The 18,838-nt window shown below is 68.9% G+C and carries 21 protein-coding genes; 10 read left to right on the plus strand and 11 right to left on the minus strand.

Features of this window, described 5'->3' with window-relative positions; all coding sequences use genetic code 11:
- The first annotated feature begins 277 nt into the window (after positions 1-277).
- From F8566_RS09255 to F8566_RS09265, 3 genes are all read left to right on the plus strand, one after another.
- A complete protein-coding gene (locus F8566_RS09255) occupies positions 278-895 on the plus strand; it encodes a TetR/AcrR family transcriptional regulator (protein ID WP_151559570.1) in 618 nt (205 codons plus the stop codon).
- Between the two features lie 236 nt (positions 896-1,131).
- Positions 1,132-1,845, plus strand: coding sequence for a hypothetical protein (locus F8566_RS09260; protein ID WP_151559571.1), 714 nt, complete (start codon positions 1,132-1,134; stop codon positions 1,843-1,845).
- Between the two features lie 169 nt (positions 1,846-2,014).
- Positions 2,015-2,806, plus strand: coding sequence for a DUF1963 domain-containing protein (locus F8566_RS09265; protein WP_151559572.1), 792 nt, complete (start codon positions 2,015-2,017; stop codon positions 2,804-2,806).
- 120 nt (positions 2,807-2,926) lie between these two features.
- On the opposite strand, the gene F8566_RS53255 is transcribed toward F8566_RS09265, so the two are convergent.
- Positions 2,927-4,642, minus strand: a complete 1,716-nt coding sequence (locus F8566_RS53255; protein ID WP_264159296.1) for a transposase — start codon at positions 4,640-4,642, stop codon at positions 2,927-2,929.
- Between the two features lie 305 nt (positions 4,643-4,947).
- Here F8566_RS53255 and F8566_RS50985 point away from each other — a divergent pair, with 305 nt between their 5' ends.
- Positions 4,948-5,259, plus strand: a complete 312-nt coding sequence (locus F8566_RS50985) for a hypothetical protein (protein WP_225993001.1) — start codon at positions 4,948-4,950, stop codon at positions 5,257-5,259.
- A gap of 239 nt (positions 5,260-5,498) precedes the next feature.
- Here the strand turns inward: F8566_RS50985 and F8566_RS52620 are convergent, their stop codons facing one another.
- Entirely contained in the window at positions 5,499-5,966 is a 468-nt protein-coding gene (locus tag F8566_RS52620; RefSeq protein ID WP_225993002.1) for a DUF4158 domain-containing protein, read from the minus strand.
- Positions 5,967-6,080: 114 nt separating this feature from the next.
- Here F8566_RS52620 and F8566_RS09275 point away from each other — a divergent pair, with 114 nt between their 5' ends.
- From F8566_RS09275 to F8566_RS09285, 3 genes are all read left to right on the plus strand, one after another.
- Positions 6,081-6,437 carry an ArsR/SmtB family transcription factor gene (locus F8566_RS09275; protein ID WP_151559573.1) on the plus strand — a complete coding sequence of 119 codons (357 nt, stop codon included), beginning with the start codon at positions 6,081-6,083 and terminating at the stop codon, positions 6,435-6,437.
- The gene (locus F8566_RS09280) at positions 6,434-7,183 is read left to right on the plus strand and encodes a methyltransferase domain-containing protein (protein ID WP_151559574.1); all 750 of its coding nucleotides are present in this window, start codon (positions 6,434-6,436) and stop codon (positions 7,181-7,183) included. The genes F8566_RS09275 and F8566_RS09280 overlap by 4 nt, the downstream gene beginning before the upstream one ends.
- Before the next feature lie 428 nt (positions 7,184-7,611).
- Positions 7,612-8,232 carry a hypothetical protein gene (locus tag F8566_RS09285; RefSeq protein WP_151559575.1) on the plus strand — a complete coding sequence of 207 codons (621 nt, stop codon included), beginning with the start codon at positions 7,612-7,614 and terminating at the stop codon, positions 8,230-8,232.
- Between the two features lie 64 nt (positions 8,233-8,296).
- On the opposite strand, the gene F8566_RS09290 is transcribed toward F8566_RS09285, so the two are convergent.
- Positions 8,297-8,836 (minus strand): calcium-binding protein, encoded by a 540-nt coding sequence (locus F8566_RS09290; RefSeq protein ID WP_151559576.1) that lies wholly within the window; start codon positions 8,834-8,836, stop codon positions 8,297-8,299.
- Between the two features lie 269 nt (positions 8,837-9,105).
- Here F8566_RS09290 and F8566_RS09295 point away from each other — a divergent pair, with 269 nt between their 5' ends.
- Positions 9,106-9,693, plus strand: a complete 588-nt coding sequence (locus tag F8566_RS09295; protein ID WP_151559577.1) for a histidine phosphatase family protein — start codon at positions 9,106-9,108, stop codon at positions 9,691-9,693.
- 26 nt (positions 9,694-9,719) lie between these two features.
- Here F8566_RS09295 and F8566_RS09300 read toward each other — a convergent pair whose 3' ends face one another.
- The 3 genes from F8566_RS09300 to F8566_RS09310 are packed head-to-tail and all read right to left on the minus strand — an operon-like array spanning position 9,720 to position 12,186.
- Complete coding sequence (locus F8566_RS09300; RefSeq protein WP_151559578.1) at positions 9,720-11,360, minus strand: pyruvate, phosphate dikinase; 1,641 nt, start codon at positions 11,358-11,360, stop codon at positions 9,720-9,722.
- Positions 11,357-11,983 carry a transcriptional regulator gene (locus F8566_RS09305; RefSeq protein ID WP_151559579.1) on the minus strand — a complete coding sequence of 209 codons (627 nt, stop codon included), beginning with the start codon at positions 11,981-11,983 and terminating at the stop codon, positions 11,357-11,359. Before F8566_RS09305 ends, F8566_RS09300 begins: the two co-directional genes overlap by 4 nt.
- On the minus strand, positions 11,980-12,186 hold the full coding sequence (locus tag F8566_RS09310; RefSeq protein ID WP_151559580.1) for a hypothetical protein: 207 nt from the start codon (positions 12,184-12,186) through the stop codon (positions 11,980-11,982). Before F8566_RS09310 ends, F8566_RS09305 begins: the two co-directional genes overlap by 4 nt.
- 123 nt (positions 12,187-12,309) lie before the next feature.
- Here F8566_RS09310 and F8566_RS52860 point away from each other — a divergent pair, with 123 nt between their 5' ends.
- Positions 12,310-12,462, plus strand: coding sequence for a hypothetical protein (locus F8566_RS52860; RefSeq protein ID WP_404800283.1), 153 nt, complete (start codon positions 12,310-12,312; stop codon positions 12,460-12,462).
- Positions 12,463-12,660: 198 nt separating this feature from the next.
- Here F8566_RS52860 and F8566_RS09320 read toward each other — a convergent pair whose 3' ends face one another.
- The gene (locus F8566_RS09320) at positions 12,661-13,884 is read right to left on the minus strand and encodes an erythromycin esterase family protein (RefSeq protein WP_151559581.1); all 1,224 of its coding nucleotides are present in this window, start codon (positions 13,882-13,884) and stop codon (positions 12,661-12,663) included.
- A gap of 58 nt (positions 13,885-13,942) precedes the next feature.
- Between F8566_RS09320 and F8566_RS09325 the strand changes: the two genes are divergently transcribed.
- Complete coding sequence (locus F8566_RS09325; protein ID WP_151559582.1) at positions 13,943-14,698, plus strand: TioE family transcriptional regulator; 756 nt, start codon at positions 13,943-13,945, stop codon at positions 14,696-14,698.
- Positions 14,699-14,847: 149 nt separating this feature from the next.
- Here F8566_RS09325 and F8566_RS09330 read toward each other — a convergent pair whose 3' ends face one another.
- The 4 genes from F8566_RS09330 to F8566_RS09345 form a co-directional block, all read right to left on the minus strand.
- Entirely contained in the window at positions 14,848-15,255 is a 408-nt protein-coding gene (locus tag F8566_RS09330; protein ID WP_151559583.1) for a hypothetical protein, read from the minus strand.
- Positions 15,256-15,506: 251 nt separating this feature from the next.
- Positions 15,507-16,265 (minus strand): ABC transporter permease, encoded by a 759-nt coding sequence (locus tag F8566_RS09335; RefSeq protein ID WP_151559584.1) that lies wholly within the window; start codon positions 16,263-16,265, stop codon positions 15,507-15,509.
- The gene (locus tag F8566_RS09340; RefSeq protein ID WP_151559585.1) at positions 16,262-17,791 is read right to left on the minus strand and encodes an ABC transporter permease subunit; all 1,530 of its coding nucleotides are present in this window, start codon (positions 17,789-17,791) and stop codon (positions 16,262-16,264) included. The genes F8566_RS09335 and F8566_RS09340 overlap by 4 nt, the downstream gene beginning before the upstream one ends.
- The gene (locus F8566_RS09345; protein ID WP_151559586.1) at positions 17,788-18,723 is read right to left on the minus strand and encodes an ATP-binding cassette domain-containing protein; all 936 of its coding nucleotides are present in this window, start codon (positions 18,721-18,723) and stop codon (positions 17,788-17,790) included. Before F8566_RS09345 ends, F8566_RS09340 begins: the two co-directional genes overlap by 4 nt.
- Between the last annotated feature and the right edge of the window lie 115 nt (positions 18,724-18,838).

Here is an 18,838-nt window from a genome sequence, read left to right on the forward strand (position 1 = left end):
CGCCGCCCGGCCGCGCGCCGGTTTCCGGTCCGGACGCGGCGGGATAAGACCGGCGCGGCGCGCGGCAGCCATCCGCGTGGGCGCCGTCGCGCTCACCAGGACGGCCATCGGCGCAGGCCAGGCCCATATCCCTTGGATTTCCGGCGATTGCTACCGGGACCCCGACCAGGGCCGGCAGAAGGCGACCGGCCAGGCGGACGAGCGTTGACATAGGGTCCCTCTGAGTTTTAAAACGCTGTTTCAAAACAACGTTATCAGAGCGGGTAAGCTGCTCGTCGTGGGCAGGCCGAGAACGAACGACGACACCGTCAGGGAGCGGCTCGTGGCGTGCGCGACCGAGATGCTCGCCATCCGTCCGCGGGAATCGCTCACGGTCCGGGCCCTGGCCACCGCCGCCGGAACGTCGACGACGGCGGTGTACTCCTTGTTCGGCGGCAAGGACGGCCTGATCGGAGAGGTGCGCAACAGAGCCGTCGCGGGCCTGTTCCAGAACGTGTCGGCAGTGCCGACCTCCGATGACCCTCTCGCCGACCTTTACGCCCTGGCCGCCGCATACCGTCGATGGGGATGCGAACATCGCCACCTCTACACGGTGTTGTTCGGGGGTGTGCAGTCCTTCGACCCGTCGGGCCCAGTCGGCACCAGTGACCCCATCCGACCGCTCCTCGCGGCGATCGATCACGCCTTGGCGGAGTCCGTCCTCGCCGGCGACGTGACGTTCATCGCGCTTTCCATCTGGGTGACCCTGCACGGGCTTGTGACTCTCGAACTGGCTGGCGCCCTCGACGCCGCCACGGCCGAGACCACGTTCCGGTCGACGATCCAAGCGACACTGCGCGGCTGGACGACCCCCGCAGTGTTCAGCAGCCTCCGGCACGCCGACACAGCCCCGTAATAAGGGGCTTCAGCCGCTCTGCCAGATCGCGAGCCGCAGTGGCAAGAGATGGGGTGCCGGTAAGAACCGTGTCATGAGCCCCAAACGGCGTTGATCTTGTTGTGATTTGGCTGGTCGATGCTGGGCGGCTATGACGCACCCCCCGATGCACATCGACGAGTTAGAGCCGGCCGTGGGATGTGGGGCGTGTGGGGGCTGCGCGTTGGCTGTCGGTGGTCCAGGTAAGGATCTACGCCATGAGCTACCAAGACCGCGTCCGCGCACACGTTAGGGAACTGCGTTCCACACCGGATGTCGTCATGCCCACGTGTGAGATCGGATCCGGCACGCCCCGGCAGCTCGCAGCCGACGACGCCGTGCTGATCGGCGCCGCCTGGGGCGACGACGCCGTCGAGGGCGTCCGGGACTACCTGCTCAGCACCGAACGCATCCACGTCGCATGGCACACCGATGACCACTACCTCTACGGGGAGTTCGCTCTCAAAGATCTCCGCAACTGCCTGTCCGGCTGGGGTCTGTCCGATACCGATGAGCGGCTGCCGCCAGACAAACGACAGATCATGGAGTGGGAGCTGAAGACGCTGGAGGAGGCACCGGGATCGGGCCGCCTCACCGCGGTGCGGATGCCTGCCGGCGCCCAGAGCCGGGAGCTGTGGTTCTACGACATGAACCACCAGCGGCTGGAGCTGCTGGAGCTCGACTACCAGTCCTACCTGGACAACCTGCTCCTGATGAAGGGAGCCCCGGGCTGGCAGTATCTGTTCACCCAGGTCGACCTCTGTGACGGGGAGTTCCGGTCCACGGTCAGTCAGCTGGACAGGACGCTGGAGGCCCTCCCCGTGCTCTTCCCCGGCCACGACTACAGCCGTCTGCAGGAACGATACGAAGCTCGCTGTTCCCAGTCGCCGGTGTTTCGCCGTCACAAGGGTCCCTGGACGCTCCACCCATAGCCGCCACACCGTGGCTGTGCGGCCTGGCCCGCCAGCACTGCGATCTGTGGTCTCAAGAGTGAGAAGTGGCCCCACGTTCGCGCGTGTTCTGGCCCCACCTGCCACTCTCCGAGCGGCGGCGGGTATCAGCGGTCCAACACTGTCGGCGGAATGTGCTGGGATACCGTGAATGGATCATCAGTCAGAGATGACCTTCATCCGCAGGGTGTGCGTGGAGTTCCTCGGTGAACACCTGGGTTCTCAGCTGGCCGCGCTGGCCAGACCGGGGTTCGGGCTCAGCCCGGCCGGCGGCCCCCGTCCGGCGGCGGGACGCAGTCGACTGGGCGGCCCGGCCCTCCTGAACCCGGGCACGCCTTGGCCGCGCGACGACGACCTCCCACTCGACCTGTTCGCGGTACTCGACACCGACGAACTCGCGCCGTGGCTCGGGGACGAACTGCCCATCCGGCCAGGTCTGCTCAACTTCTTCGGTATCGACCATCTCCAGGTCTGCCAGATCGTCCCCGCGGACCCCGCGAGAGCCGTCGAGGTCAGGCCACCCGACGATGACTCCTTCGCGATCGTTGCGCTGCGCGCCGAACCGTCCCTGACGCTGCCCGACCCGTGGTGGGGCGCAACGCTGGAGGATTACATCGAAGGCTTCGGCCTCGACCCGGGCCCTGACCTCCCGAACATCTGCGACCCGAGTGAGCAGGTGACCGAATTGTTCGCCGGAGACTTCCCGGGCGAGCACTACCCGACGTCGGGGAACATGGACCAAGCCTTCGGCTGGCCGCCCTCGGTACAGCCGGGTGATCCGCTCCCGGACCTCAGAGGCGAGTACACCCACCTCCTCCGGCTCTCCAGCAACCTCGGCGACTGGGAGTTCGCCGAGGGAGGGTCACTGCACTTCCTCATCCCCAGGCAGGCGCTTCGCGACGGGCACTTCTCAGAGGCGGTCGTCGCTCTGGACGACGGGTAGAGAAGCCAGTTCTGCGTGGGGCCAAGTCCCGCCCGAACATGAATCCGCCTCACCGGGGTGGGGCCACTTCTCGCTGGTAAGTGGGGCCAGAAGTGGCGCGTAGAACCAGATCTGAGTCGTTCAGGGTGGCTCCCCCACTCGCCAACACCGTCCACACCGACTGACGATCTCGGAAGCCACTGACCGACATCCGGCTCCCGTTCTCACCAACGAAGCCACGGCGGCGGCTGACCTCGCCCGGCCCGGCCCTATCAGCTGGCCCAGGGTCAAAACAGGGTGTCGCGGACGCGCAGAGGCCGGTAACCGGTGGGGCCGAGCTGGGCGAGTTCGCCTTCGATGTCGACGTCGATTGAGCCGAAGAAGTTGATGTTCTCGCTGTGCGCGGGTGAGATGTGGGCCAGGACCTGGTCGTCGATGCGGCGGCCGGCCGCGCGCATCGAGGCCACCGCCAGCCCGTAGTACTCGGTCGTCCAGGTCGTATCCGGGGTTGGTGACCAGCGTCAGGCACCAGGCCTGTTCGGTCTGCTGCTCCAGGTGGCGGGCGCGCACCGCGCCCTCGTGGGTGTACAGCAGGTCCCGCTTCAGCGCGTGCAGCGATTCGCCCTTGTTGAGCTGCCGGGAGATCTTGCGCCGGTACGCCGCATCCGACAGGTACCGGGCGGCGTAGATCGTGCGGCGCAGCGCCCCGTACTCCTTCAGCGCCGCGGCCAGCGCGTTCTGCCGGCCCGACGCCGACAGCTTGCCGACCAGCAGCGAGGCGGTGGCGTGCCCGAACTTCAGCGACCCGGCCAGCCGCAGCAAGTCGTCCCAGTGCGCCGCGATCAACGCGGTGTTGGCTCGCCGGGCCAGCAGCGGCCCCGCCAGCGGGAACGCCGCCGACACCTGCGCCTTCGGGCCGGTCCGGTACAGGGTGATCTTGCCCAGGTCCCGGATCCGCGGCGACAATTGGAGGCCGAGCAGGTCGAACAGCGCGAAATTCGCCAGGGTCACCCCGTGGGTATCGGTGGCGTGCTCGGTGATCGGGATGTCAGTGGCGTTGCCGAGGATCTCATCCAGCATGTAGTGCGCCTCCCGCCGGGTCGCCACGATCACCTTGGTGCCGTAGGTGGTGTGCCGGTCGGTCACATGCGTGTACGTCGACAACCCCTCATGGGCGAAATACCTGCTGAGCGCGCGGGCGGTGACGGACTTACCGCGGGTGGGGAACCGCTGGCCGTCCGAGGACGACAACGTGCCCGACCCGAACACCGCCGTCAGCGGCAGCTTTCCGTGGTAGCCGATGAGCGCCAGGTTCGCCGCCCGCAGCGTCTCTTCACGCACGTACCATTCGGCGGTCCAGGCCAGGATGTCGTGGGAGATGCCGCACGCGTCCGCCATCCGGGTCAGCCCGAGGTTGGTGGACTGGGCGATCAGCACCGCGATCAGGTTCCGCTTCAGCTCCGGGCTGCGGGCCTGCTTGCCGCCGGCGTGGGTGAAGCAGCCCAAGAACCCGGTGCGCTTGTCCATCTCGATCAGCAGTGACACGATCGGCGCGAACGGCAGCATCTCGGTCAGCTCGGCCTTGAGCGCGACCGCCTCGGCCGGGACGTCTTCGGCCGACAACGGGGAGATCACCAGATCGCCCCCCTCATCCAGGCGGACCAGGCCGTCGCCCGCAGCTAGGGTCTGCTCCAGCTCGCCCAGCGCCGTGTGCAACTCCTTCTCGACCCGGGCCAGGCCCGCCGCGGCATCGTAGGGCTTGCCCACCAACCGGCAGAACTCCACTCGCTGACCCGCCCACTTGGCGGAGGTGAGCAGGTAGGCGGCCGGGTCGCTGTAGCGGCGCGAGCCGGGCACCCACACATCCCCGACCGCAGCCCATCGCGCAGCGCCAGCAGCACGCACAGCTCCCAGTAGTGCCGGAAGGCGCTGGTGTCGTCGGCCTCGGCCGCGTCCTGCAAATAGCCGCGCCAGCGCGCCGGCACGAATCCCGCAGGCGCGCCCGCAGGAACCTTGCGGGCGCCGCTGGCGTTGAGGTCCCGCAGGATCTCCACCGTCGCCAACAGGTCGGCGGCTGCGGTGCCGCCCGCAAGCGGAACCGCCTCCAGTACCTGCGGAGTGAACTGCCGCAGATACCCATACGAGGCGTCCAGAGCGGCCAGATGCCCGTGGTCGCGGGGCAGCGGCGGCAACGCCGCCGACTGCGCCGCGCGCAGCCGCTTCCACCCGACCAGCTCACCGCGCAGCAGGCCGCCGACCTCCTCATCGGGCACCGCCGGATCAGCGACGACCGCCAAGATCGCGTCCAACAGCGCCTGCCGATCCTCCCCGGTCTTGGCTCGCTCGGCCAGCGCGCCGGCATCCTGCGCTCGGCCTTGCTCTCCCGCGCCGAAACCGCCTGGTCCAACAACTGCACGACCTCGTCCAGCACCTCGGTCGCCGACTGCGCCAGCAGCGTCAACAAGATCGGATAACGGCGCTCGGGATCGCGCCGCTGCAGCGCTTGCGCCGTCAACCGGCGCCCCACCGTGGCCAGGAACCGGCGCCGCTCCGCCGGCAACACCGACAGATCCAGCCGGTGCGCGTCCATCGCGCGCAGGAACTCCAGCTTGGCAATCTCGGCTTTCACCGCCGCCGGCGAGGCCTCCACCGGGCCCTTGCCCAACCCGCTTCACCACCGAAACCGGACCCGGCCGGATCACCTTCGCCGAGATCAGGTACTCGCACGCAAGCGGGAACAGCAGCGTCGGGAGTCATGCTCCATCGCCCGCGCCAGCAGGAACTCATCCAGCTCCTCCAACTCCAGCGCCGTCGCCGCCCGCCACCCCAGGTACTGCGCCGCCAGCCGCAGATGATCCGTGCGAGTCTTGGCCCGCCGCCCATACGCCCCAATCACCTTCGGATCGACCTGAAGCTGCGTGGCCAGCCGCGCAACGGCCGCCAGCGGCGCGGACGCCACATCGTCCGGCACGAACCCCAGCCACGGCAACGTGCACAACGCCACTGCCAGCCCGAGCCGATCCGCAGGGCCCCGCCCCCCGGCCCGGATCCACGAACGCCACGTCCGCCGGGGCCAAGGTGAAAAACCGGAACAGCTCCTCCCTGCCGATCTCAGGGAACCGCCGCAGCCCCTCCAACTCCTCGTCAGTGAACACCGGAGCGACCACCAGCAACCTCCCACCGGAGTCCAAAGACCCCGGTTCGGGAGCCTACGCCGCCATATCCGCCCGATCCTTCCCGAGTACTACGGCGGCCACTTCCCTTCCAGTGCTCTATCGTTTATCGTCGATGAACGATGGATACGCACAAAGGGCCGCTGGACAGGCCCACCGCCACCGAATACGCCTCCTGGTTCAAGGCGCTGGCCGACCCGACCAGGGTCCAGATCGTGTCGCTGCTGGCCCGCCAGGCCCGCCCCATGAACGTCGGCGAGATCGTCGAGGCCGTCCAGGTCGGCCAGTCCACCGTCTCGGCCCATCTGAAGATCCTGGCCGAGGTCCGCTTCGTGCTCGCCGATGCCCGCGGCACCGCCCGCTACTACCGGATCAACGACGCCTGCGTGGATTGTTTCCCCACGGCCGCGGACCTGGTCATGGGCCGCCCCGCACCCGCCACTCCCACCTGCCCTCCGGCGAACGGAGACCCCTCATGACAGACCGGCCCACCCAAGATCGCGTCCCCGACCCGGTGGTGCAGCGCTACTCCGGCCTGGCGCGCCTCGCCCAGGCCGGCGGCACACCCTTGGACTGCGACGCCGACTCGTTCGAACAAGGGTGCTTCGGTGCCGCCGCCTACACCGAGACCGATCCGGTCCCTGAGGCGGCGTTGCGCGCCAGCCTCGGCTGCGGCAACCCCCTCGCCGTCGCCGAGCTCAAGCCGGGCGAGACCGTGCTGGACCTTGGCTCGGGCGGTGGCCTGGACGTACTCCTGTCGGCCCGCCGTGTCGCCCCCGGCGGCACCGCCTACGGCCTGGACGCCAGTGAGGACATGCTGGAACTCGCCCGCGCCAACGCCGCCCAGTCCGGCCTGGAGAACGCGCACTTCCTGCACGGCCGCATCGAGGACATCCCGCTGACCGACGCCAGCGTCGACGTCGTCATCTCCAACTGCGTCATCAATCTGTCGGCCGACAAGTCCCGCGTGTTCGCCGAGACCTTCCGCGTGCTGCGCCCTGGCGGCCGCCTCGGCATCAGCGACGTCATCGCCGACGACGACCTGGAACCCGCACTGCGCGCGGCCGCCGAGCAGCGCGTCGGCTGCGCCCGCGGTACTCTCACCGCCGGCCAATACCGCCACCTGCTCACCGCGACCGGCTTCACCCACATCACCATCACCGCCACCAGCGACGCCGGCGACGGCCTCCACTCGGCGATCGTGCAGGCCGACAAACCGCGATAGCCCGTCGCAGCGGCCACCGAAACCGCGCGACGTCAATGTGTCCGCTGTTCAGTGCGTCACCTATCGCGCCGTGCCTGCGCCGGTGTTCGGGCGCCAGTGACAGGTCTATCAGCGTCCTGACTGGGCCTCCTGCTCCCGAACGTGCCCAGGCCGTGGAACCGCGCCCGCGCCGGTAATGCCCCGCCCCAATCTGGCCTGGTCGGCGCGGGTCACGGCGGGTAGGCGGAGCCGGAGCCCCGGACGCTTTCGGTCCGGGGGGCGCGGGATGAGTCGGGCACTTCTATCTCGACATCGCCCACTGGGCCACAGCCGACCCCGCCCGCTGGGGGCCCTGGGTGGCTCCCTGCCCCATCAGGATTGAGGAGGCGTCCCACACCAAGGACCTCCAGCACCGCAAGGCCCGAACCGATCAACGGACCCGAGAACGGATGCCGGTCCTGCCCGTCCTGGTGGCCGCGCCGACCAGGCCCGGCGAGGCAACACCGAACTGCTCCAGGCCGCCCAGGCCAGCGCCCCGGGCGAGGAATTCACTGGAGCCGGCCAGCAGCTCAGCCGATCGGGTCCTGACCAGCGGCAGCGGCGCGCGGGTCTGGTCTGATGATCCCTCCACAGGAGAGCGGCGCTATCTCACGCAGGAAGAACACCGAGGCTTCTGGACCTGGACCGCAGTCGAGATCCTGCGCCACACCGGCATCCGGATCGAAGAACTGACCGAACTCAGCCACCACAGCTGCGTCCAATACACCCTGACCACCAGGGAACTCATCCCGCTGCTGCACATCGCCCCGTCCAAGACCGACACCGAACGGCTCCTGGTCATCTCCCCAGAACTGGCCGACGTGCTCAGCGCCATCGTCCGCCGAATTCGCGGCAGCGGCGGCGCTGTCCCCTTGGTGATCGCCTACGACAACCAAGAACGCCTGGAGCGGGAGGGTGAGCTGCGTGAGGGGCTCACTGTCGATGAGGCGGTCGACATCCTGGTGGACATGGCCGAGCGAACCGTGTGCCGGACGCCGGACGCCCCAGCTGCACGTAGCCGGGGCGCCTGACGTCGAATCGAACCGGGGGCAGCAGACCGCTACGAGACTGAACGGGCAGCGGGTCGGCACCTTCTCAGGCTTCGCAGCCGCTTTCGGTCTCGGCGGTGCAGGTGTCGAACCCGCTCGCCCCGTTGGCGATGTCCACCCCGCTGCTGCCGTTCAAGATGTCATCCCCGCCGTTGCCGTTCAGGATGTCATCCCCACCGTTGCCGTTGAGCCCGTCCCGGCGGGATCCGCCGTTCAGGGTGTCGATGCCGCTGCCGCCTAGAACGGACGCCTGCAACGAGGTGTTGTTGGTGAACGTGTCATTGCCCCCGATCATGCCCGCGTCGATGAACTGCACGTTCGTCGAGCACGAGACCACGTTCGCCCCAAGGGAGGAGCATCCGGCTCCCGGGGAGATCCCCGAGTCGGAGTCGACCGTGAGCCGCCCCCCGAACTGGAACCCGATGTTGACGGTCTCCCCGGCGGACGTCCCGACGATGAACAGCGTGTTGCCGCTGACATGGACGGACGTGGTCGATGCGGCGTTCGCCGGGATTGCGGTCGCGAGCCCGGCGACGATGATCGCCAGTGCGGTGAGGAGACGTTGGACTACTGGCAGGCCAGTCATGTCGGTGCACCCTTTCATAGGACACTATGTACGGTTAAATTGAGCATGAGGGTTGACCGGACATGCTGTCAAGTCAATATGGAGCGGGCTGCGCCCGCCGACCGTTCGCCAACCGGGGGCAGCTGCGCCGGCGCTACCGCGAGGGCATGGAGGGCCAACTCGGCGGTAGGTGGACGGCGGTCCCCGAAATTGCCCAGCCCCCACCCTTTGGTTAGATGACATGAACATCTGGATGTTTTTATCATCTGAGTTCGTGGAGGTAAGTGCTGGTGGCGACACGGCATCTGTACGTGGTGAGGCATGGCGCGGCCGACCCATTCGGGGAGTTGACCGAGGTCGGGCGGCGGCAGTCGGAGTTGGTGGCCGACCGGCTCGCCTGCCTGCCGATCGACGTGGTGTGGCACTCGCCCCTGCCGCGCGCGGTGCGCTCGGCGCGCATCATCGGCGAGCGCCTGCCGCGCGTTCCCGTACGGGAGGCGGCCGAGCTGGTCGATCATGTGCCTCATGTACCGGAGCGGGTCCCCCCGGCATGGGCCGGGTTCTTCGACGGTTACGACGCCGCGGAGGCGGCGGCAGGCGCACGCCTCGCGGACTCACTGGTCGAACGGTTCGCCCGTCCTGCCGAGAGCGAGACGCACGAGGTCCTGGTGACGCATGCCTATCCGGTGGCCTGGCTGGTGCGGCACGCTCTGGACGCGCCGCCGGTGCGGTGGCTCGGGTTGGACTGCGGGAACGCGGCGGTCACGGCGATCCGTTACCACGACGGTGCGGCGCCGGCGGTGCTGGTGTACAACGACATGGGCCACCTGCCGCCCGGCCTGCGTTGGACGGGGTTCGGACCCGGCGTACGGCCGTGAGGGCGGGGCGGCAGGGGCGAGATAAATCACTCCGGAGGTGCGTGACCGAGCGCGGCGCGGGCCGCGTTGAGGCGCTGGACCTCATCGCGTTCGGTGCGGTTGCCCGACGCCTCGTCCGCCCATGCCAGCAGCCGGTGCAGATGCATGTCGGCGGCATCCGTGGTGATCGGAGGGCTGCCGAGGGCGAGCGTTCCGGTGGTTCCGTCGACGGTGACGACAGTGCCCTCGCCGAGGGTGCGCCCGCCGGCCGTCACCGAGGCGCCGGCGGCGTCGATCGACAGGCCGGTGATGCCGACGACGGCGGGTTTTCCCATCGCCCGCGCGACGACTGCGGCGTGGCTGGCCGGCCCTCCGCGCGCGGTGACGATTCCCGCCACGGCGGCCAGGCCGCGCATGTCGTGCGGGGAGGTCTCCGGACGTACCAGGATGACCGGGCCGTCGGCGGCCATCCGCACCGCCGCATCGGTCGTGGTCGCGACCCTGCCGACCGCGACGCCGGGGCACGCCCCCGCTCCTCGGGCCAGGACGTCGGCCCGCGCAGAGGTTGCGATGCGCGGGGTCCGGGCGTGCTGGAGGTGCCGAGGCGAGACCCTGCGCAGCGCTTCGTGGCGCGTGATCACACACTCGTCGGCCAGGTCGGTCGCGACGCGTACCGCGGCTGCGCCGGTGTACCGGCCGGGCCGGGTCTGCAACAGCCACAGCCGGCCGGCCTGGAAGGTGAACTCGACGTAGCAGGCATCGCGGTAGTGCTTCTCGACCCGGGTGAGGGCGTCGGTCAGGGCGGCCCACACGGCGGGTTCTCGCGCGTGGAGTTCGTCCAGGGGGCGGGTCGGTGATCGGCCCGAGACGACGGCCTCGCCCTGGTGCCCGAACAGGACGTCGCCGAACGGGACGTTCTCGCCGGTGTTGGGGTCGCGGCTGAAGGCGACTCCGGTGCCGCTGCGGTCGTCGCGGTTCCCGAACACCATGGCTTGGACGATCACGGCGGTGCCGAGGTCGTGCGGGATGTCGTGGAGCTCGCGGTAGGTGCGTGCGCGTGGCGCGTCCCATGAGGAGAACACGGCCCCGACTGCCAGCTCCAGCTGCCGGGGCGCGTCATCGGGGAGCGGTTGGCCGCATCGCTGCCGGATGAGCTGCTGGGCCGCCTGGATCTCGTCGGCGAGGCGACCTTCCTCGTCATCGGACGATCGCGCGGCGGCCCGGTCGAGAGCGGCGGACACGCCGCCGTCCGAGATGTCGGTGAGCGCGGAGGCGAAGCCGGACAGCATCCGCAGCCGTGAGTCGAGCGCGAACCGCGCGTCCCCGGTCTCAGCCGCCAGGCCCGCCGTCGCCTCGGACGTGAGGCCCAGGTTGAGGATGGTGTTCATCATGCCGGGCATCGACACGCTCGCCCCTGAGCGGACCGACACGACCAGCGGGGTCCGCGTCGCACCGAACCGCCGTCCCGTCGCCGCCTCCAGGCCCCTCATCGCGGTCACGAGTTCCGCGCCGAGCCCGGCGGGAAGGCTCCCTTCGCGCAGGAAGGCCCGGCAGGCCTCGGTGGTGATGACGAACGCGGCGGGCACCGGTAGTTCCAGCCGGTGCAGTGCCACGAGGCCGTGTGCCTTGGCGCCCAGGATCTCGGCGGATTCCTCGACCTGCGCCGAGATCGGACGGATCCATCTCATCGGGGTATCCCGAGGGTGGCGAGCAGGTCTTCGTGCAGCTCGGCCCACACGGTGTGGTACGAGGCGATGTGGTCGGCCACGTACTCCAGTTGTCCTGAGGCGGCACGGGTGAGGGCGTGGCTGAGGCGGTCCCGGTAGAGGCCGAAGCGGGGCACCGCCGCCGCCAGTTCGGCGCACACCGCTGCGGCTCGCCGGTCCAGGTCGGTGAACCGGCCGAGAACGCGGGCGTCGTAAGAGGAGTCGCTGTGATCGTTGGCGGTCATGACACCGTCGACGGGCCTCAGTTGCCAGGCCGTGCAGAGATCGAGCAGTTCCGGGTTGAGCACCATGAACCGCTCGTACGCCGCGGTCACGGCCGCGCGGGCGCCAGCTGCTTCGAGCTGCTGAGTGATGCGCTGGGCGTCTGCGACGCGGCCGGCGTCCGTCAGCCCCCATGCACCGAACTCGCCGGGCTCATAGGTGACGAGCCCGGCGACCGCGAGATCGATCAGCTCGGACTCGACCGCGGACTCGTCCATGCCGGTGACGGCTGCCAGGCGTGCGGCGCCCGTGTGGCCACAGCAGCGCAAGGCGTGCAGCACCAGCAGGTCGTCGTCGGTCGAAAAGGATCCAGGCGTGGTCATGTTCCTGCTCTCTGTGACCGTGTGGCGTGCGCGGTGGCGACGGCGTGGGCGGCGCCTCGCCCGTGGGCTCGGGCGACGATCACCCCGTCCTGGATCCGCGCTGCGGCCTCGGTCCGGTCGTTGGTGCCGGTCAGACCGATGGCCGACGCCAGCACCGATGCGCGTGTGCGTGCCTGCCGCTGGGCCTGCGTCAGCCTGGACATCACCACTCCATCCCCATCGGCAACATCCTTTAAGATACTCTCACCATCTGAATGATGTCATCATCTGAAAGTGATCGTCGCTCCAGAGACCGGAGGACGGGATCGGGAGAGGAGGACAGGCGCATGGAGGACTACGCGTTCCAGACCGAGGGGCTGGTCAAAAGGTTCGGCACCACCACGGCGCTGGCCGGGGTCGATCTGCACGCTCGTCCCGGAACGGTGCTGGGGTCGACGTCGTCCGGGACGCCGCAGCGGTGCGGCTGCTCATCGGGCTGACCGGGCAATACGCCACGCTCGACGAAGAGCTGACCGGCCTGGGCAACCTCGTGCTGATCGGCCGGTTGCTCGACCTGCAAGCGTGCGGCCGTCCGGCGCGCGGAAGAACTGCTCGACCGATTCGGGCTCGGCGACGCCGCCGCTCGCCCCAGGGACCTGGACCGCCTCGACGAGGCCCGGTCGCCACCTGGACGACGATTACGCCACTGGCCACCACATCTGCCCCTCGGGTACGTCCTTGACGAACACGATCGCGTCACTGCTCGCCAGGTGAGCCGGATCCAGCGGGGAGTAGCCGTACCAGGGGGACTCGCGGGGAGGGGGAGTCACGTCGCGGAGGATTTCGCTTAGCTGCCGGGCGTCGACCACGTATCGGTCTTCCGGGAGCGCGTAGAGGAGTCCTTCGATGGTGTCCGGGGGTGGAGTCTCCACGCCGCGGTGGCGGATCGTGCCGAGGGCCGTGGCCATGAAGGCGTACTCCTCGCCCAGTTGGGCGCTGACGATCGCCCCGGCGCTCCACCATTCCAGCGGAAGGTCGCCCATCCGCATCGAGCTCTTGTCCCGCTGGAGATGCCCGTTGTTCGCGTGCACCAGCGCCGGACCCCGCTCGGCGATGGCCAGCAGGTTGGCGGCCATCATCGAAGCCCGCGCCCCCAGCAGCCCTGCCATGCGGCTCGGTGACGTGTCAGCCATCCAGAAGTGGTAACGCAGCAGCCCTATGGCGGTACGACCGTACAGGCGTGCCCGGTCCCAACCGTCGCGTGAGGACGCCGCGATCAGGTGTGGCGTTTGCGTGTCAAGCAGGGCTACCAGATCGTCGGCGAGCAGCCTCAGCTGTTCGGCCTCGGGGGTCTGTCCCACAGATTCGGACGGGTCCATCATCGCGGCGGGATTGGCCCACCGGTCGTCGGCGCCGAGCAGGCGGTCGAGCGTTTCCGCGGTGCAGGGAAGCAGGTCCGCGTCAACCCTGGCGGTGAGGTAGGCATGGAGTGCAGTGAGAGCCTGCCGAGGGCTGGCGGCGGCGGTGATCTCCAGCGGGCCGTCGAAACCGGCGAAGCGAAGCCGCTCTGATGCGGGCCGGCCGTTGTTGTACGCGCGCATCCACCGCACAAGCTCGCGGTTGGCCGCGGACGCGCCGAACCCGTGGCTGAAGCCGCGTTCCATGGCCTCGTCGAGGGTGCCCGTGCCCGATGTGACGTAGTCGTCCACGACCAGGCCCATCATGCAATCGCTCTCGATCGCGATCGTCCGGTAGCCCTCTCGCTCGACGAGCTGCCGGAAGAGCTCGTTCCGCAGCTCAAGCAGAACGTCCTCGCCGTGAGTGGGCTCACCCAATGCAAGCAACCGCGGCCGAGCCGGGAGCAGCCCCATAACCGAGGCAACGTCGACGACATGGGCGGCGTCTTTGATCGCAGCAGTCATGCCCTCAACGCTATCGTTGAACCAACGATTGAAACTTATTCGCGATATTGGCAGGACAGTGCGGCGAAACCTTCAAAACGGTGAACACCTAAGGCCGGTTGACCTGGCGCGTCGGCACGGGTTGTCCACGCAAGCGATCAGGAACTACGAGGCGGACGGGATCCTTCCGGCCGCCGACCGCACTCCGCATGGCTACCGCACCTACACGCCGCTGCACGCGCAAGCCCTGCGCGCATTCCTCGCCCTCGTGCCCGGGCACGGCCACCAGACGGCCGCGTCGATCATGCAGGCGGTCAACCGCGACGCGACCGAGGACGCACTCCGGCTCATCGACGAAAGTCACGCCCAGCTTCTCGACGACCGCCGCACCTTGCAGGCCGTCGAAGCCGCGCTTCACGACCTCAGTCCCGTACCGCAAGAACGTGGCGACACGTTCGTCGGCCCTTTGGCGAAGAGGCTCGGTATCCGCCCGGCCACCCTGCGCAAATGGGAACGCGCCGGCCTGGTCCACCCGCGCCGCGACCCGCAAACGGGCTACCGGGTCTACAGCGCGGCCGACGTGCGCGACGTCCTGCTCATCCACCAGCTCAGACGAGGCGGCTACCTGCTGGAGCAGATCTCCCCGCTCATCGCCCAAGTCCGCTCCGCCGGAGGCATCGCGCCCCTTGAGTCGACGCTGCGCGACTGGCATGCCCGCCTCTCGGCCCTCAGCCGCGCCATGCTCACCGGCGCCGCCGCACTGGACGCCTACCTCGACTGCCGACAGGAACCGCCCACTTCTCGTGAACGGAAGGGCGGGTCGTGTCCTCTGTGAGCTCCCGCAACCGCGCGATCTTGCGATCCATCTCATCGAGGTCGCTCATCGGCGGCACTCGTCTCCTGCTTGTGAAAGTCTCCTGCTTGTGAAAAGGGCGATGGAGGAGCGGGGCCCGCTCCTCCATCACGTCTGCACGGCACTCGCTGCTAGAACTTAACGGTCCTGGTCCCCGTGGTCTTGCAGAGCGGCCCATAAGCGGCATCCCACTTGCACGCCTTGACCTTGACCTTGAGCGACTTCTTGGAGGTCTTGGCCTTGTAGGAGTAGTTGGCAGTGTCGCCCTTGCCGTCCCACGTACCCCAGTCGTTGTAGCCGATGGTGACCACGGCGTTGCGCCCGTCCGCCTTGTTGTCGTAGATCTTGCCCTTCACGTAGTGGCCGTCCTTGCAGTCCTTGGCATAGATGTTGGCGGCGGCACCCGTACCCGCGCCGATGGTCTTCACATACGTCCACTTGCAGGTGTAGGCCTCGGCGGCAGCCGGCAATGCCACCGCGCTGCCGGCAGCGATCGCGCCGACGAGAAGTGACCGGTTGACCAACCTCTTGATGCGCATGGTGTCCCCTTCTGATGTGTTCGGTCGGTGACCGCGACCGGTTGCGTGTCAACGCCTCGGACCAGTGCCGACCGCATGTGCTCTGGCCCCTGATTGACAGCGCGTGGTGGCCTTGACCAGGCATCCGGCACCGTCGCGGTCGCCGCGCCCGCCCGCCTCCCCGATCGGGTAGTCACAAGAGTTGCGGAGAGCGGTTGGAATCAAGTTGAGAAGTGGATGGGACGCGGGTCAGCTTGGTTTCGCCGGCATCCCTAGGCGTCGCGCATGCGCAGCAGCAGGCCGCCGACTGACAGGGCCGCGATGGCCCACGCGGCGGTCACGCCGAGACCTGCCCAGGGGCTGATGGGCAGGCTGTGGAGATCGGTGGTGGCTTGGACGGCGAGCCCGGCGCTCATCGGCGCGATCTTCTGGAGCAGGCGCTGCCAGTACGGGTCGCTGATGGTCTGGACGAGGATGGGGACGATGTAGAGCAGGCCGAGGACGATCCCGATGCTGGTGGCGGAGTCCCGCATGGCGGTCGCGATACCGAGGCTGAGAAGGGCGATCAGGATCAGGTAGAGGACCGTTCCGACGACCGCGCGCATTGCCGGCCCGTTGGTCAGAGACAGGGCCTGGTCACCGAGGTCGGGCAGGACGAGTCGCCCGGCGAGCACCGACCCGAGGACGGCGACCGTTCCACCGACGGCCACGACGCCGGTGAGAGTGATGGCCTTGGCCGCGAAGGCGATGGCTCGCCGCGGCACCGCCGCCAGGGTGGTGCGGATCATGCCCGAGCCGTACTCGCCGCTGACGATCAGCACTGCGAGGATGGCGACCAGCGCCTGGCCGATGTAGACGCCCATGAGGCTGAGCTTGGTCGTGTCACCGCCGCAGCCACTGGCCGTGCAGTTCACCACCGAGGTCGCCCCGGCGCTCAGGGCCACTGTCGCCGCGACGGTACCGACCAGGAGCCACAGAGGGCTGGGGACGGTCCGTATCTTCGTCCATTCCGCGTGCAATGCCACCCTCATGCGTCCCTCCTGTTGAGAAGGACGGTGGCCACGGCCAGGCTTACCAGCGCATAGCCGGCCAGCACGGCGAACCCGGCCCATGGCGCCAGCGGATAGTAGCCGTAGTACGGCGTGTAGTTGCTCGCGACGTGGTCATACGGCACGAGCGTCTGCTGGACGGCGAAGGCTGCGACCGGTGTCACCGTGGCCAGTCCCTTCGACACGCCCGCGGGTATGAACGGGATGGCGATCAGGATGTAGGGCAGCACGATGGCCACGATGACGGTGGTGACGGCGCCCGCACTGTGCCGGAAGATGGCGCCGACGGACAGGGCCAGGACCGAGGCGGTCGCGAGCAGTGCCGCGGTCCCGAGCGCCACCCGCAGTTCGGTCAAGGACGACACCGGGAAGATGTAGACGCCGTTGCGCCGGGCGAGCCGTTCACCGAGCGGAGTCGCGCAGATCGCACCCACCGACCCGGCGACGAAGGTGACGGCCCACAACACGATCGCCTTGGCCACCAGCACCCGGCTCCGCCTCGGACTCGCAGCCAGGGTGAGGTGGATCATCTTGTTCCGGTACTCCGCAGTGATGAACAGCGCACCCACGACGATCACTGCGATCAGCGCGGCGAACGTGCCGGTGAGGATCTCCCGGAGGTGGGCGCCGGTTGGCAAGCTGTCGCGGACAGCGGGTGCCATATCGCCGGCGCCGGTCACCGTGAACCGGCCGTTGGATTCGGTGAACGAGCCCGACGTGCTCTCCGGGTAGCCGGCGAAGCTGGGGGATTCGGCCCCTACCTGACCGCCTGTCCAGGTGCTCCCGGCCAAGCCGCCCTGGATACGAAGATCGCCGAAGGTGGCCGTGGACACGCTGCCGGCCGTACCCCCGCCGCCCACGGCAGCCGGAGAGGCGACGAACAGCCCGACCTGCGCGGTCGGTCCGAGCCCGCTCACGCGCGTGGTGCCCACCTTGGTCCAGTGCGTGCCGTCGGCGGAGGCATGGCCGGTGATCGTGTCGCCCGAGCGGTCCAGCCGCAGCCAGCGGACAGACGCGGTGGAGACAGGATCGGGGAGACCGGCCGTGTCGTTGACGTAGTTGTCCTGCATCCGTACGCCGTGGCTGCCGGTGGCCATGATCGCTGCGTAGGGCGATCCCTGGCGGGTGCTCTGCTTGATGATGAGCCCGGCCTTTGCCCACGGCACGATGCCGGGCCGGAGATCCCCGGGGCCCTTGGGGATGCTGCTCTTGAGCGCGGAGACGGAGACCGAGATGCTGCCGTTTCCGGCGAGCGGCTGGTGCACGAAGTAGAAGCTGTCGGTGACCGGCCCACCGCCCGGTCCGATCGGCACGGGGGATGAGCCCTTCTGATTGCTACTGACCCCGGCGAGCACGGCGAACAGCACCACCATCAACGCCGCCACCATCATGCCGATCACCCAGCCGAGGGCCGTCCGGAACTTGGTCCATTCCGCGTGCAGCACCTGGAGGAAGCCGTACCGCCCGGCCTTTGGGCTGGGTCGGTGACGCGTAACGGTAGAGGTCACCGTCGTACCTCCGTGGGGGTCGCGGCGCGGAACTCGACCGCCTCGCGGGTGAGGTCCAAGTAGACGTCTTCCAGGGTGGCGCGGTGCGCTGATACCTCAGAGAACGGCACCGCGCTCTCGTTGAGCACCGTCACGATCCGATCCGCAGGCAGGCCGGAAACGGCAATGGTGTCGCGGCCGGTGGCCGCCACGGTGGCGCCGGCACGCGCGAGCACCTTCATCGCGTGCGCCCCGGCCGTGGTACGCAGGGCCACCCGGTTCCCGGACGCGGCGGCGATCAGCTCGGCCACGCCGGCGTCGGCGATGGCCTTGCCACGCCCCACCACGACGAGATGATCGGCTGTGTCCTGCACCTCGCTCATCAGGTGGCTGGAGACCAGCACGGCGCGGCCCTGAGCCGCCAGCGACCGCAGGAAGCCGCGCATCCAGATGATGCCGTCGGGGTCCATGCCGTTGAACGGCTCATCGAGCATGATGATCGGCGGGTCGCCCAGCAGGGCCGCGGCGATCCCGAGCCGCTGCCGCATGCCGAGCGAGTAGCCGCCCGCCTTGCGCCGGGCCGCCGAGGCCAGGCCGACCTCCTCGATCACCTGGTCCACCCGCCGCGCGGCCAAGCCCTGCGAATGCGCCAGCCACAGCAGGTGGTTCCGCCCGCTGCGGCCGGGGTGCAGCGCCGCCGCGTCCAGCAGTGACCCGACATGGGTCAGCGGGTGCCGGAGACTGCGGTACGGCCGGCCATCGATCAGCGCGGTGCCCTCCTCCACCGCGTCGAGGCCGAGGATCACCCGCATCGTGGTGGACTTCCCGGCCCCGTTCGGCCCCAGAAAGCCGGTCACCAGGCCCGGCCGGACGGAAAAGGACATGCCGTCGAGGGCGAGGGTCGGCCCATACCGCTTGCGCAGTCCGGCGACGACGATCCCTGGCGCGCTCATCGCGGCGAGCTCACGGTTCGAAATGGAATCATGCCGACGGTTGTACGCGGCGCCCGGTTCCAGCCCGGTCGCAGCGGCTGCGACCCGGTTGCGACCCTGGGTCTGGCATCGTCGG

This window comes from Actinomadura rudentiformis, from assembly GCF_008923185.1.
GTDB classification, from domain to species: Bacteria; Actinomycetota; Actinomycetes; order Streptosporangiales; family Streptosporangiaceae; genus Spirillospora; species Spirillospora rudentiformis.